The organism is Brevundimonas sp. FG128, assembly GCF_057809775.1.
Window position 1 is genome coordinate 121318 of record NZ_JBMDKP010000004.1, and the last position, 14397, is coordinate 135714.

The 14397-nt window shown below is 68.0% G+C and carries 13 protein-coding genes; 9 read left to right on the forward strand and 4 right to left on the reverse strand.

Going from position 1 to position 14397, the window contains the following annotated elements; all coding sequences use genetic code 11:
• The first annotated feature begins 26 nt into the window (after positions 1-26).
• Positions 27-1079: a mechanosensitive ion channel family protein gene (locus ACODSC_RS12105; RefSeq protein ID WP_488814197.1), complete on the forward strand. Its 1053-nt coding sequence runs from the start codon at positions 27-29 to the stop codon at positions 1077-1079.
• 154 nt (positions 1080-1233) lie between these two features.
• On the opposite strand, the gene ACODSC_RS12110 is transcribed toward ACODSC_RS12105, so the two are convergent.
• Positions 1234-3381, reverse strand: coding sequence for a malate synthase G (locus ACODSC_RS12110; RefSeq protein WP_488814199.1), 2148 nt, complete (start codon positions 3379-3381; stop codon positions 1234-1236).
• Between the two features lie 240 nt (positions 3382-3621).
• On the opposite strand from ACODSC_RS12110, the gene ACODSC_RS12115 reads away from it, so the two are divergent.
• Positions 3622-3996: a hypothetical protein gene (locus ACODSC_RS12115; RefSeq protein WP_488814200.1), complete on the forward strand. Its 375-nt coding sequence runs from the start codon at positions 3622-3624 to the stop codon at positions 3994-3996.
• A gap of 29 nt (positions 3997-4025) precedes the next feature.
• On the opposite strand, the gene ACODSC_RS12120 is transcribed toward ACODSC_RS12115, so the two are convergent.
• Positions 4026-4175 (reverse strand): hypothetical protein, encoded by a 150-nt coding sequence (locus tag ACODSC_RS12120; RefSeq protein WP_488814201.1) that lies wholly within the window; start codon positions 4173-4175, stop codon positions 4026-4028.
• 203 nt (positions 4176-4378) lie between these two features.
• Here ACODSC_RS12120 and ACODSC_RS12125 point away from each other — a divergent pair, with 203 nt between their 5' ends.
• The 4 genes from ACODSC_RS12125 (at position 4379) to ACODSC_RS12140 (ending at position 9388) form a co-directional block, all read left to right on the forward strand.
• On the forward strand, positions 4379-5977 hold the full coding sequence (locus tag ACODSC_RS12125; protein WP_488814202.1) for a hypothetical protein: 1599 nt from the start codon (positions 4379-4381) through the stop codon (positions 5975-5977).
• A 31-nt stretch (positions 5978-6008) separates the two neighbouring features.
• The gene (locus ACODSC_RS12130; protein ID WP_488814203.1) at positions 6009-7652 is read left to right on the forward strand and encodes a peptide chain release factor 3; all 1644 of its coding nucleotides are present in this window, start codon (positions 6009-6011) and stop codon (positions 7650-7652) included.
• A 53-nt stretch (positions 7653-7705) separates the two neighbouring features.
• Complete coding sequence (locus ACODSC_RS12135; protein WP_488814204.1) at positions 7706-8050, forward strand: hypothetical protein; 345 nt, start codon at positions 7706-7708, stop codon at positions 8048-8050.
• Between the two features lie 117 nt (positions 8051-8167).
• Positions 8168-9388 carry a hypothetical protein gene (locus ACODSC_RS12140; RefSeq protein WP_488814205.1) on the forward strand — a complete coding sequence of 407 codons (1221 nt, stop codon included), beginning with the start codon at positions 8168-8170 and terminating at the stop codon, positions 9386-9388.
• 10 nt (positions 9389-9398) lie between these two features.
• On the opposite strand, the gene cysQ is transcribed toward ACODSC_RS12140, so the two are convergent.
• Positions 9399-10226 carry a 3'(2'),5'-bisphosphate nucleotidase CysQ gene (gene cysQ / locus ACODSC_RS12145; RefSeq protein WP_488814206.1) on the reverse strand — a complete coding sequence of 276 codons (828 nt, stop codon included), beginning with the start codon at positions 10224-10226 and terminating at the stop codon, positions 9399-9401.
• Between the two features lie 96 nt (positions 10227-10322).
• Between cysQ and chpT the strand changes: the two genes are divergently transcribed.
• The 3 genes from chpT to ACODSC_RS12160 all read left to right on the forward strand — a co-directional run bounded on the left by chpT (position 10323) and on the right by ACODSC_RS12160 (position 12273).
• Complete coding sequence (gene chpT / locus ACODSC_RS12150; protein ID WP_488814207.1) at positions 10323-10994, forward strand: histidine phosphotransferase ChpT; 672 nt, start codon at positions 10323-10325, stop codon at positions 10992-10994.
• Positions 10995-11083: 89 nt separating this feature from the next.
• Entirely contained in the window at positions 11084-11461 is a 378-nt protein-coding gene (locus ACODSC_RS12155; RefSeq protein ID WP_488814208.1) for a response regulator, read from the forward strand.
• Positions 11458-12273, forward strand: coding sequence for a CheR family methyltransferase (locus ACODSC_RS12160; RefSeq protein ID WP_488814209.1), 816 nt, complete (start codon positions 11458-11460; stop codon positions 12271-12273). Before ACODSC_RS12155 ends, ACODSC_RS12160 begins: the two co-directional genes overlap by 4 nt.
• A gap of 24 nt (positions 12274-12297) precedes the next feature.
• On the opposite strand, the gene cckA is transcribed toward ACODSC_RS12160, so the two are convergent.
• Positions 12298-14346: a cell cycle histidine kinase CckA gene (gene cckA, locus ACODSC_RS12165; RefSeq protein WP_488814211.1), complete on the reverse strand. Its 2049-nt coding sequence runs from the start codon at positions 14344-14346 to the stop codon at positions 12298-12300.
• Positions 14347-14397: the final 51 nt, after the last annotated feature.

Consider the following 14397-nt stretch of genomic DNA (forward strand, 5'->3'; position numbering starts at 1 on the left):
ACCGTTCGCCAAGCGCTCTGGAGCCAATGACCAATCCGATCAAACAATTGGACCTCGCGGCCATCGAACAGTCGCAGGTCGTGCGGATCGCCGGGGCCAATCTGACGATCGGCGGCCTGACCAGCGCCGGGGTGATCCTGCTGGTCGCCTTCGCCGCCCACTGGCTGGTGACGCGGTCCCTGCGCCGACTGCGCGAACGGGCGGATCGCAGCCGCCAGGCCGTCTATCTGCTGGAACGGCTGGCGGGTTACGCCATCATCGTCGTGGGCGTCATGTCGGCGCTGTCGGCGGCGGGCCTGAACCTGTCGTCCCTGACGGTGTTCGCGGGCGCCCTGGGCATCGGCGTGGGTCTGGGCCTGCAGGGCGTGGTCAAGGAGTTCGTCTCCGGCCTGTTCCTGATCTTCGACCGGATGGTGTCGGTTGGCGACTATATCGAGATCGAGGACATCGGCATTCGCGGCGCCATCATGGAGATCGGCCCGCGCGCCACCCGCGTCCGCACCAACGACAACGTCAATGTCCTGGTGCCCAATTCGCGCTTCATCGAACAGCCGGTCACCAACTGGACGCTGAAAGGCGACACGCGCCGCATCCACGTGCCCTTCTCGGTCGCCTATGGCTCGGATCGCGGCAAGGTGCGCGATGCGGTGCTGGCGGCGGCGCGGGCCAGCCCCTTCACCCTGCCCGAGACCGAAGCCCGCAAGAGCCAGGTCTGGCTGGTGGCCTTCGGCGACAAGGGCCTGTCGTTCGAACTGCTGGTCTGGCCGACGCGCGAGGCGGTCAAGCGGCCCGCCGCCATGCACGCCGCCTATACGTGGCTGATCGCCGACGCCCTGGACGCCGCCGGCATGGAGGTGCCCTTCCCCCAGAGTGACCTGCGCATCCGCAGCGCCTTCGGCCTGGAAGGCGACGAGGCCCTGAAGCGGCTCGGCTATGGCGTGGGCTCCGCGCCGCGACCCGTCACCCCCCACCGCCGCGCCCAGACCGCCAACGACGCCGCCGACGACGTCATGGCCGACGACGAGGAAGGCCCGCTGGAACCTGCGCCCGGTCCTCCGTCGGGACGGACAAGGAGCTGACCCTCTAAACTCCCGTCACCCTCGGGCTTGTCCCGAGGGCCCACCCATCCGTCGCACGGTAAGGGCATGGATCGTCGATCTCGATCCGCCTCCAAAGCCCGCGTCTGCATCAGCCGTAGGCCCTCGGGACAAGCCCGAGGGTGACGGATTTTGCTCAGCGGGCCTTCGCCTTCAACCGCCAGGCATGAAGCAGCGGCTCGGTATAGCCGTTCGGCTGGACCACTCCCTCGAACACCAGCGCCCGCGCCGCCTGATAAGCCAAGCTGGCCTCGGGGTTCGCCGCCATAGGCCGATACAGCGGATCGCCCGCGTTCTGGCCATCGACCTTAGCGGCCATGCGCAGGAAGGCGGCCTCCACCTGATCGGCCGTGCAGACCCCGTGCAGCAACCAGTTGGCGATATGCTGCGAACTGATCCGCAGCGTCGCCCGGTCTTCCATCAGACCGATGTCGTGGATGTCCGGCACCTTGGAACAGCCCACCCCCTGATCGATCCAGCGCACCACATAGCCGAGGATGCCCTGGGCGTTGTTGTCCAGCTCGGCCGCCACCTCGTCCTCGGACCAGTTGACGCCATTAGCCAGATCGGGGGCCAAGGGCGGGGTCAGCAGGGCCTCCAGCCCCGGCGTCGGCTGCTCCGCCACCGCCTTCTGCACCGCGAACACATCGACGGCGTGATAGTGCAGCGTGTGCAGCGTCGCCGCCGTCGGCGAAGGCGTCCAGGCGGTGTTGGCGCCCGTCCTGGGGTGGGCGATCTTCTGCTCCAGCATGTCGGCCATCCGATCCGGCGCCGCCCACATGCCCTTGCCGATCTGGGCCTTGCCCGACAGGCCGCATTTCAGGCCGATGGCGACGTTGCGCGCCTCATAGGCCGCGATCCAGGCGCTGGACTTGATGTCGGCCTTTCGCACCACCGGCCCGGCCTGCATGGCGGTGTGGATCTCGTCGCCGGTGCGATCCAGGAAGCCGGTGTTGATGAAGACGATCCGGTCCTTCACCGCCTGGATACAGGCCGCCAGATTGGCGGAGGTCCGCCGCTCCTCGTCCATCACCCCGACCTTGATCGCATGGCGCGGCAGGGCCAGAAGGTCCTCGACCGCATCGAACAGCCGGTCGGTGAAGGCGGCTTCTTCCGGCCCATGCATCTTGGGTTTGACGATATAGACCGAGCCCGTCGCGCTGTTGCCGAACCCACCCAGCCCCTTGATGTCATAGAGGGCGATCAGGCTGGTCACGATCGCATCCATGATCCCCTCGGGCGCATCCGACCTGTCGGCCAGACGAATGGCCGGGGTCGTCATCAGATGCCCGACGTTGCGCACGAACAGCAGGCTGCGCCCCTTCAGGATCACCGACGATCCGTCCGGCGCCGTCCACTGGCGATCCGGCTCCATCGCGCGGGTCAGGGTCTCGCCGCCCTTCTTGAACGTCGCCGACAGGTCGCCCCGCATCAGGCCCAGCCAGTTGCGATAGGCCTCGGCCTTGTCCGCTGCATCCACGGCGGCGACGGAATCCTCCAGATCGACGATGGTCGTCAGGGCCGTTTCCAGCACCACGTCCGCCAGCCCCGCCGCATCGCCCCGCCCGACCGGATGGCTGCGGTCGATGACCAGTTCGATATGCAGACCGTTGTGGGCCAACAGGATCGACGCCGGCGCCGCCGGATCGCCCGTAAAGCCGACGAACTGCCCCGCATCCTTCAGCGCCGGCGACAGGACGCCGTTCACCACCGACCATCCGACGACATCCGCGTGCGACCCTTCCGCCAACGGCGCCGCTTCGTCCAGGAAGGCCTTGGCCCGCGCCACCACCCGCGCCCCGCGCGCCGCATCATAGCCGCCGCCGGCCGGCAGATCGCCCAGGGCGTCGGTGCCATACAGAGCGTCATAGAGACTGCCCCAGCGCGCATTGGCGGCGTTGAGCAGGAAGCGCGCGTTCAGCACCGGCACGACCAACTGCGGCCCGGCCATCTGCGCGATCTCGGCGTCCACGCCTTCGGTGCCGATGGAAAACGCCGCCGGTTCCTGAACCAGATAGCCGATCTCTCTCAGGAAGGCCTCCGACGCCCCCACGTCATAGGGCTGGCCTCGCCGCGCCCGATGCCAGTCGTCGATCTGCGCCTGCAAGGCGTCGCGTCGCTCCAGCAGCGCCCGGTTCTCCGGCGCGAACCGCTCGAAGATCGCGGCAGTCCCGGCCCAGAAGGTCGCCGCATCCAGGCCCAAGCCCGGCAGCACGTCCTGCTCGATCAGGGCGATCAACTCGCCCGCGACCTTCAGCCCGGCGCGATCTTCATGGGTCGTCATGACGGTCTTTCCCCGGCGCGACGCCGGACCTGTAACAATGCGTGATCAGGTAAGCCAAGCCCGCGCCGCTCCGCAAGGGTCACCTTGCGTCATCGCCCATGCTTTTGGTCGCGGGGAAGCGGCCGAGCGTCTGCCGCTGGTCAGAAACTCTTAACCGCGTCCGTGAACGGGACCGCAAGCGGCGGCGTCTATTGTGGGGCTACGGACGACTTCGCGTCCGGCCAGTCGAGCGTATCGCCCATGCTGTTTCTTATGAACGATGTCGTGTTCGACCTGGACGAGGCCTGCCCGGTCACGCCTGCCGACACGCGCCGGTTCGAGAAGCTGGGTCTCGACTATCTGCTGGAGCTGGGTTGCGAGCTGTTCGCCGAGGATCCGCTGCTTCATCGCAACGATCCCGAACGCGCGCGCCGTCTTGCCTGGCTGATCGCCGAGCGCAGCCCTGACGTGAATGCGGCCCTGTTCGCCGCCCCGGCCGTCGCCTGCGATCCCGACCTGGTCGAGCCGCGCTTCTGCGCCCTGCCCGAGGCGGTCATGCGCCAGCTACAAGCCAAGGGCCGTCGTCTCGACGCCGTCGCCGCCGACCGCGCCGTCTGGAACCGTCTGGCCGCCTGATTTACGGCGCAGACCTGAAGCGCGGAGGTTCAGACCACCGCGTTGAAGAGCACATGCACCAGCGTGGCCACCGCCACGATGAACCCGAACCCGACCGCCAGGCCGACGGCCGGATGAAGCGGAGCCCGCTCGCGCGGGGCGCGGGTGAACACGCGGTCTTGAGGATGGATCACTGCCATCGTCGTTTCCTTTCCCTATGATCCCGGATCGAACCGGGAGGGGAGCGTCTGGCTCTGACGGCCTGATCATCTCCTCCAGACGGGAGCATGACTCCAATATCCCCTGATGGCGAGGGGTTATTTGATAGGGCATGGACGCTGGACGAAAGCGCGTCGAAGTTGCATCGTCTCGCCACGGGACTTTCGGGAACAAGTTTATGCGTATGAGGCTTCTGGCCTGCGCCGCCGCTGCGGCGGGGATTTTCACCGTGGCGGCGACGGCTCAACCCGCCCGCGCCGATTGGTTGAAGGCCGAAAGCGAACATTTCATCGTTTACAGCGAAGGCAGCGAGAGAGCGCTGAAGGACTATGTCCAGAAGCTGGAGATGTTCGATCGCGTCATGCTGTTTCGATCAGGGCTGGACGGCGCTGCAACACCTCCCCGAAAGCTGCCCATCTATCTGGTCAGCAACAGGCGTGGGCTGCTTCGCGTTCACCCGCAAAGCGGCGAGCACGTCGCCGGAACCTATTTCCCTACCGAGGAGGATGTCTTCGCAGTCGCCATACGCGGCGACGCCGGCGGCCTGTCCGGCGACGACATTCTGATGCACGAATATGTCCACCACTTTATGCTCGGAAACTTCCCTGGCGCCTATCCCGCCTGGTTCGTGGAGGGTTTCGCCGAATACTACATGACCGCTGAGATCGACGTGCGCGATCGTGAGGTCGTTCTCGGCAACTTCAACGAGAATCGCGCTTACTGGATTGGAGCGGAGAGTTGGATTCCGCTTGAGGTTCTGCTGCGCAAACGTCCGGGCGAGGTCCAATCGACGAGCCAACGCGCGACCTATTATCCGATCGCCTGGCTGCTGACCCACTGGTTCATCAACGATCCTGAAAGATCCAAGCAACTTCAGACCTATTTGAATGAGGTCAGCCAGGGACGAGATCCCGTCGAAGCGATGCAAACCGCGACAGACATGAGCCTGACCCAACTGCGCGACAGCCTGCGCCGTTACACCCGGACCCGACTGACGGCGACGAAGATCAGCGGACAATTTCCCGCAGCCGAGATCGCTGTCACCCGCCTCTCGCCGGCGGCGAACGACCTGCTGCTGATCAACCAGCGGCTCAAGGTCGGCGTTCCGGACGAGGATCGTCAATCGCTCGGGCAGGAAGTCGCGCGTTTGGCGGCGCGGTATCCAGACGATCCGCTGGCGCTTATGGCCGCCGGTCATGCAGGGCTGCACTTCGGCGACCGTGAGGCAGGCGAGCGCGCCCTTCAACAACTGATCACCATCGACCCCAACCACGTGGAAGCGCTTCAGTATCTGGCGCAGGAACGCCTGCGTCAGGCGCGCGAAACAGACGACGACGCCGAGGCCACGATGTTGCGAAACCAGGCTCGCGCCTATCTGGCGCGCGCTTATGCTGCGGGCGACAACGATTACCAGACGCTGATGCTGCTGTCCGAACTACGTCAAGGTGAGATCGGCTACCCAAATGACAACGACCTGCTGACGATGGGGCTGGCGCTGGATCGCGCGCCTCAACTGGCGGCGGTGCGCTTCCGCTTCGCCTCCGCCCTGGCGATGACGGGGGAACAGGAAGAGGCGGTCGCCGTGCTTCGCCCTCTGGCCAACAATCCGCACGGCAGTGAAGCATCGGCCTTTGCAACAAGGATGATCGCGTCATTGGAAGCCGGCGACGCTCTGCCTGAGATGACCGACGACGCTGACGCGCCGCAGATCGACGAACCTGAGCCGCAGGAACAGCCTCCTCAAGGCACACCTGGATCAATCCTCGAACCCGCCAGCGAGTGACTTTCATCGCGCGGCGCGCTAGTCGCGCGCCATGTCCTCCTTGACCCTGCCTGAAGAAGCCGCTCGCCGCCGGACCTTCGCCATCATCGCCCACCCGGATGCGGGCAAGACGACCCTGACCGAGCATATCCTGCTGGCGGGCGGCGCCATTCGTGCCGCCGGGGCCGTGCGGGCGCGCGGCGAGAACCGGCGTACGCGTTCGGACTGGATGAAGATCGAGAAGGAGCGCGGGATTTCCGTCAGCGCCTCGGTCATGACGTTCGAGCACGACGGCAAGATGTTCAACCTGCTCGATACGCCGGGGCACGAGGACTTTTCCGAAGACACCTATCGCACCCTGACCGCCGCCGACTGCGCCATCATGGTGCTGGACGCCGCCAAGGGCATCGAGCCGCAGACGCTGAAACTGTTCGAGGTCTGCCGCCTGCGCGACATCCCGATCATCACCTTCATCAACAAGCTGGACCGCGAAGCCCAGGACCCGATGACCCTGCTGGACGACATCGCGTCGCGCCTTCAGCTGGACCCGGCCCCGATCTGGTGGCCGGCCGAGAGCGGCAATCGCCTGCGCGGCATGGTCGAGGTCGGCACCGGCCGGTTCCAACCCTATACCCGCAAGATCGCCGGCTCCGCCGAAGACCCGGATCATCCGCAGGCCCTGCCGCTGGACCAGGCGGCGCAGTATTTCGAGGCCGGCGAGCAGAACAATCTCGCCGAGGCCGTCGAACTGGTCGAGGGCGGCTATCCGGCCTTCGACCGGCAGGCCTTCCTGGAGGGCCATATGACGCCCGTGTTGTGGGGTTCGGCCCTGCGCCACTTCGGCATCGACGAACTGCTGAAGGCCATCGGCGACTGGGCCCCCGCGCCCAAGGTGATGAAGGCCAGGAAGGAATCTCCGCCCGAGACCCGCAACGCCCCCGCCCCGGTCGAGACCGTGGTCGAGCCGGGCGCGAACGAGGTCACCGGCTTCGTCTTCAAGGTCCAGGCGAACATGGACCCCAACCACCGCGACCGGATCGCCATGTTCCGCATGGCCTCAGGCGCCTTCAAGCGCGGGATGAAGCTGAAGGTTCAGAACACGGGCAAGTCGCTGTCGGTCAATGCGCCGATCATGTTCTTCGCCAGCGACCGTGAACTCGCCGACGACGCCTTCGCCGGCGACGTGATCGGAATCCCGAATCACGGGGTGCTGCGGGTGGGCGACAGCCTGTCGGAAAGCGGCGTGGTCCGCTTCGCCGGCCTGCCGAACTTCGCGCCGGAAATCCTGCAACGGGTGCGGGTCAAGGATCCGCTGAAGGCCAAACACCTGAAGAAGGCGCTGGAAGGTCTGGCCGAAGAGGGCGTGACCCAGTTGTTCCGGCCCGAGATCGGCTCGGACTTCATCGTCGGCGCCGTGGGCCAGCTTCAGTTCGAGGTCATGGCCGACCGCTTGGGCGAGGAGTACGGCCTGGATGTCATCTTCGAACCGTCCCCCTACGCCGAAGCCCGCTGGGTCACTCCAGCCTCGGGGGGAACCGACGCCGACATCGAGGACTTCAGCGGCAAATATCGCCCCCAGATGGCCCGCGACATCGACCAGGCCCCCGTCTTCCTGGCCAAGTCCAGCTGGGAGACCGGCTACGTTGGCGAACGCTTCCCCAAGATCGCCTTCACCAAGACGAAGGAACGCGGCTGACCTCCCTCATCTGACGCCTTTCCTTGGTCACGCGACTGCGCCATGGTCGCCCGATGTCGTCGCTCCTCGCCTTCTCCAGCATCGCCTTCATGCTGCAGGCCGCCCCCTCGGTCGGACTGATCCCCTATGAGGAGGCGGTGCGCTGCGCCGGCCTGACCCAGGCCGCGTCCGAGCTGGAAGGCGGCGAGAGCGCAGAGGGGCGTCGCCTGTATGACGCCGCCCTCTATTGGTCGCTGGCGGCGATGCAGGCGGGCACAGCCGCCGGAAAGCCGTCCCAGGCCGCCGAATCCGACCAGACCCGCGCGCGCATCACGGCGGTGCGTCAGCTGAACGCCGACGCCGCTGCCGCGCGAGCCGCCCTTCAACGCTGCCAGCAGAGGACGCCCAACCTGGGCTGAAGCCTGAATCTCGGGCGCATAAGGCCAAGTCGAACCGCTTTTGCGGCGCTGCGTTTGCATTGCACGCCGAGAGAGACGCACCATGCGTCCCGAAGCGGGATTACAGAGGTCCAGCGCATGTTCGAGTTCGGTCGTGATCTTCGCAAGCTGTTCGCCCAGGCGCGGGAGAGCGAAGACCTGGGCTGGGTCGAGCTGATCGGCGTGGACCTGCTGCAGACCGAGGCCCGGCGCGAAACCACGGACGCCGGACGCGTCTCCTGCGCCCGTCCCTTCGAAACCGAACACCGTGCGGCGGCCCTGTGGCGCGAGCATGCGCGTCGCGGCGGCGCGGCCGACAGCCTGGACCGGGCCGACCGCTGCGCCGACAGCCTTGTGCGGACCGCCCAGGGCGAGGATCAGATCACGCTGGCGGCGATAGACAAGGCCCTGGGCCTGATGCTGCGTTTCGACCTGTGCGGCGACCCTGTTCGACTGGACCGCGCCCTGTCCGCGCTGGAGGGCGCCCATCCGCGCAGCCGCCGCATCGCCGCCGGCCTGGCTTCGGTCCAGGCGCGGCTGAAGGTCCGCACGGCGCGCCTCAGCGGCGACGTCGAGGCTCTGAAACAGGCCGCCGCCCTGATGGACGCCGCCGTCCAGGCCGACGCGACCAACGACATGGACCTGCGCATGGACCGCGCGTCCCTGCTGCTCGAGATGGGGGTGATCCAGCGCGACGCCCGTCTGCTGGACCAGGCCGGCCGCGACCTGGGCGCCCTGGTGGAGACCGCCTCGCCCGACCATCGCCCACTGACGCGCGCCCGCGCCCTGGCCCTGTGCGGCGCCGGCCTGTCGGCCCTGGCCGCTATCGCCGGCCATGCCGAGGCTCACGCCCAGGGCCGGATCATGTTCGATGCCGCCGCCGATCAGTTCACCCCCGACCACAGCCCGCTGGACTGGGCCGCCATCCAGGTGCTGCGCGCCGGCGACGACACACCGCCGCTGATGCTGCTGACCCAGGCCGAGAGCCTGACCCAGGGGTCCGACCTGGTCATCGGCGCCTTGGCGCGCGAGCGGCGGATGGCGCGCGAGATCGCCCTGGCCGAGGCCGTCATGGATCACGCTGGCCTGACGATGCTCGAGGCCCGGCTGCGCGCCCGCATGGGCGCAGCGACGCCGCTGGACTGGGCCGCCGATCAGATCGGCATGGCCGAGGTGCAACTGGCGCGCCGCCGCATGGGCGTGGCCGGATACGCCGAACTGGGCATGATCCTGGTCGAAGCCGCCATGACCGCGCGTGAACTGGGCGTGCCGGCCCTGGCCGATCGGGCCGAGGACCTGCTGCGAAAGACGAACGCCTAAGGCGGCGGGCTCAGCCGCCCATGGCGACGAAGGCGCCGTTCAGGAACCGCGACTTGCCATAGGACAGCCGCTGACCGTCGTCGGCCAGCACACGCCCCCCTGCGGCTTCCAGCACGGCCTGTCCCGCCGCCGTGTCCCATTCCGAGGTCGGGCCGGTGCGCGGATAGGCGTCGAACCGACCCTCGGCGATCAGGCAGAATTTCAACGAGGAGTCCGTTCCCTGCCAGCGGCTGCAGCCGTGGCGGGCGGCCAGGCGCGTCGCCTCCTCGTCGGTGACGCTGTGGCTCAGCAGGGCCATGCCCTCCTGCGGACGGTCGCGCACCCGGATGGGCCGCCAGTCCTCGCCGGCGTGGGCCTCGCCGGCCTGAAGGGCGCCGAACTGACGACGGAAGGCGCCGCCCTCCGGCTTGTCGGTGCGCCAGGTCGTCGCCGTCGCCGGGGCCGTCACCACGCCGGCGACCGGGCGGTCACCGTGGATCAGGGCGATATTGACGGTGAAGGCCTCGCCGCCGCGCACGAACCCGCGCGTGCCGTCCAGCGGGTCGATCAGCCAGAACCACTCTTCGGCGCTGGCGGGCGCGCCGTTCGCCGAGACCGCTTCTTCAGCGACCGTCTGGACGCCGGGATAAAGGGCCGCCAGCCGTTCCAGGATCAGGGCCTCCGCGGCGCGGTCGGCCTGGGTCACCGGGCTGTCGTCCGCCTTGGTCTCGACGGCCGTTCCGGCGCGCCAATAGGGCAGGATCAAGTGTGCGGCTTCCTCGGCGATCTCGGCGATGGCCAGGGAAAGGGCGCCGGACTTGAGGTCGCGCGCGAGCTTGGTCGTGGAAGAGGTCGTCATCGACGGCTCGATAGACCATCCCGACGGTTCCATGAACCGCCAAATCACGTCAACTTCGCGCGCGACACGAACTGTGACCCGAGTGCTCCAGACGCCATGACCCCGACCGACGACGCAGACGCCGCTCCGCTCGACCTTCCCGTCGATGGGACCGAACTGGCCACCTATGTCGCGGCCAAGCTGTGCCATGACTTCATCAGCCCGTCCGGCGCCATTGTTTCGGGCCTGGATCTGATGCGCGATCCGACCGCCCAGGACATGCGCGAGGACGCCCTGGCCCTGATCGAACAGAGCGCCAGAAAGATGGTCGCCCTGGTGCATTTCGCCCGCGTCGCCTTCGGCGCCGCCACCACCAGCGAACGGTTCACCACGCGCGAGATCGAGGCCCTGGTCGTCGGCATGACCCAGGGTGGTCGCGCCTCGCTGGACTGGCGGATCGCGGAGGGTGAGTTTTCAAAGCCCCAGGCCCGCGCCCTGGCCAACCTGGCCTATCTGACCGTCGGTGCCCTGCCGATGGGCGGCGTCGCCGTGATCCAGTCCCGCACCGAAAACGGCGCGGTCTATCTGGAAGGCTTCGCCGAGGGGGCCCGCGCCCGTCTGAAGCCCGAGGCCGTCGTCGGCCTGGCGGGCGAGCGCCTGACCGAGGGCCTGGTCGGCCAGTGGATTCAGCCCTACTGGCTGTGGCTGACGGTCACCGAGGCGGGCGGGGCCTTGCACGTAAAGGTTGAAGACGGCAAAGTCGCCCTGGTCGCCCGAATGCCCAGCTGACGGATTTCCAAACGACTCATTAACTGGGATCTGGGATACAAGGCCCCTGCGCCTCGGGCGAAAGCCGCCGCGTCTATGAGGAGTCGACCTTGGATTTCCAAACCTGCCTGATCGTCGACGACAGCCGCATCATCCGCAAGGTCGCGCGCCGCATCGTCGAAGGTCTGGGCTATGAGGTCGATGAGGCCGCCGACGGCGCCGAGGCCCTGGCCTATTGCACCGGCGTGATGCCGGACGTGCTTCTGGTCGACTGGAACATGCCGGTGATGGACGGGATCAGCTTCCTGCGGCGCCTGCGCGCCCTGCCGGGGGGCCAGACGCCCAAGGTGCTGTTCTGCACCATCGAGACCCGCCCCGAACGCATCGCCGAGGCCCTGGCCGCCGGCGCCGACGACTATGTGATGAAGCCGTTCGACGGCGAAATCCTGCAGTCCAAGCTGACGGAGGTCGGAGCGATCGCCGCATGACGCCGGAGGACTTCGACAAGCTGCAGTCTCTTCTCGCCACCCGCGCCGGCTACCGGCTGTCGCGGGATCGCATCCACCTGGCCGAACACCGGCTGGGTCCGATCGCACGTCGCGAAGGCTACGCCAATGTCGAGGCCCTGTTGTCGAACCTGTGGTCCAATCCCGTCGCCTCCCTGGGCTGGGCCGTGATCGAGGCCCTGCTGAACGCCGAGACCTGGTTCCGCCGCGACCGCGCCCCCTTCCGCATCCTGGAAAACGAACTGCTGCCCGCCCTGTCGAAGGCGCGTCCGGACGGACGGATCAAGGTCTGGTCCGCAGGCTGTTCGACCGGCCAGGAGGCCTGGTCCATCGCCATGGCCGGCCTGGAGGTCGGCGCCACGGTCGAACTGGTCGCCACCGACCTGTCGGCGCGCGCCATCGATAAGGCGCGTTCGGGCCTCTACACCGGTTTCGAAATCCAGCGCGGCCTGACGGCCAGGACCATGCTGCGCTGGTTCGAGCCGATGGAGGACCAGTGGATCGTCAAGGCGGAGCTGGCCGACGCCGTGCGCTTCGGCCGCGCCAACCTGCTGGACGAGCCGGCGGACGACGCCCGGTTCGACGTCATCTTCTGCCGCAACGTGCTGTCGGACATGGAGCCGTCGCGGCGCGCCCGCCTGCTAGATGGGCTGGAACGCCGGCTGGTCGACGACGGCTGCCTGTTCCTGGGCGCCGACGAAAATCTTGAGGGCGAGACCGTCGCCTTCCGCGCCGTCAACGGCCGCCGGGGCCTGTATGTGAAGGCGCCGTCCGCCCTGCGCCGGGCCGCCTGACACGGCCTTTGCGCGGCGGCCTTGTCAGGCCGCGTGCAGTTCCTGCTTCACCCGTTCCGCCAGGGTCTTGATGTCCAGCGGCTTGGGCAGGAAGGACACGCCGACCTCGTCCTGCAACAGGTCCGAGAAGTCGCTCTCGGCATAGCCCGAGATGAACATCACCGGCGCATCGCCCAGATACTGCCGCGCCTTCTTCAGCAACGACGGCCCGTCCAGCCCCGGCATGATGACGTCGGAGATCATCATGTCGATCTGGCCCGCATGCTCCTCGGCCAGCAACAGGGCCTCCTCGCCGTCGGCGGCCTCGATCACCTCATAGCCGCGCTGGCGCAGCAGGCGGGCGGCGATGCCGCGCACGGCGTCCTCGTCCTCGACGAACAGGATGCGGCCGGCGCCCGAAAGGTCGCGCGGCGCCTTGACCTTGACCTCGACCGGCTGAACCTCGGCCAGCTCCGCCTCGCCTGCGGCCGGCAGGAAGATGCGGAAGGCGGCGCCCATTGTCTTGGAGTCGGGCCCCTCGATATTGCTGACGGTGATATGGCCGCCCGCCTGCTGGGCGATGCCATAGACGGTGGCCAGGCCCATGCCGGTCCCCTCATTCACCGCCTTGGTGGTGAAGAAGGGTTCGAAGATCTTGTCCAGCAGCTCGGGCGGCACGCCAGGGCCGGTGTCCGACACCTCGATCAGGGCGACCTCCTCGGTCGGCGCATCGACCCAGCCCAGCGCCCGCGCCTCGTCGCCCGTCAGGCGGCGGGTGGCGATGGTGACGATGGCGTCGCCCGGCTCGACCACCCCGCGCATGGCGTCGCGGGCGTTGACGGCCAGGTTCATCACCGCCGTCTCAAGCTGCGACTTGTCGGCCAGCACCACCGGCAGGTCGCGGCCGTAGTCGGTCTCCAGCCGCACGTCCTCGCGTAGCAGGCGTCGCAGCAGTATGGCGAACTCCCCGACCAGCTCGCCCAGGTCCAGCCGCTCGCGCCGCACCGTCGACTTGCGCGAGAAGGCCAGCAGCTTCCTGACCAGATCGGCGGCGCGAATGGCCGTCTGGCGGATTTCGTTCAGCCCCTCATATGACGGATCGCCGACGGGATGCCGCTCCAGCAGACCCGACAGCTGAAGCTGGATCGCGGTCAGCAGATTGTTGAAGTCGTGCGCCACGCCGCCCGCCAGCTGGCCCACGGCCTGCATCTTCTGGGCCTGGCTGAGCTGAAGCTCCATCGACTTCTGCGACGAGACGTCGAACAGCCACACCCGCCGCCGCTCGCCCTCTGGCGCGACATACAGGTGCAGCATCTTGTCGGGGAAGGCGCGGGCGACCAGTTCGATCGGCCCCGACGACCCGGCGTCCAGCTTCAGCTGCGCCTCGGCCACGCCGGCGGGATCGAACAGATGGCCGAAGGCGGCGTCGCGTGCGGCGGCCGGGCCGGTCAGTACGGCGAGGGCCGGATTGGCGTCCTCAGCCCGACCGGCGAACAGGTCGTCGCCCCCGATGACGGCCGAGCCGAACGGCGCGCCGGCGGCCATGGCGCGCGCCTCGCCGGTCGCGGCGGCGGGGACATGGACCGGGGCGGCGGCGAGGGGCAGGACCGCGTCGGGCGCCGCGCGCATCAGGAACCGGCCCTCCCCGACCTGGCCGATCACCACCTCGACCTCGCGTGCGCCGATCATGACGATGGCGTGGCCCTGCTCGCCCTTCCGCGCCTGGGCGAAGGCCATGTACAGGGCCTGGGCCGACTTGCCCCGCGGCAGGGCGGTGACCGAACCGTTGGCCTCGGCCCAGGCGCCGTTGAAGGCCAGGATCTGGCCGGAGTCCCACACCAGGGCGGCCGGCTCGGCCATGGCGTCCAGCACCTCGACCACCGCGTCGCCCCCGGAGGTGGCGTTCGCCGCGCGGCGGAAGCCAAACAGACCGATCAGCGCGATCGCCCCCACCGTCAGGATCAGCATCAGCCCCGGCGCCGAGGTCGGGTTGGCGCGAAACGCCGGATAGGCCAGGGCGGCGATCGCCGCCACCACGCCGAACGCCATCACGGCCGACAGAAGATCGAACGAAGGGCGTCGTGTGGGCGTCATGCAGCCTCGCGAATCAGTGGTCTGATCATACGCTCAAATCCTGACGCACTC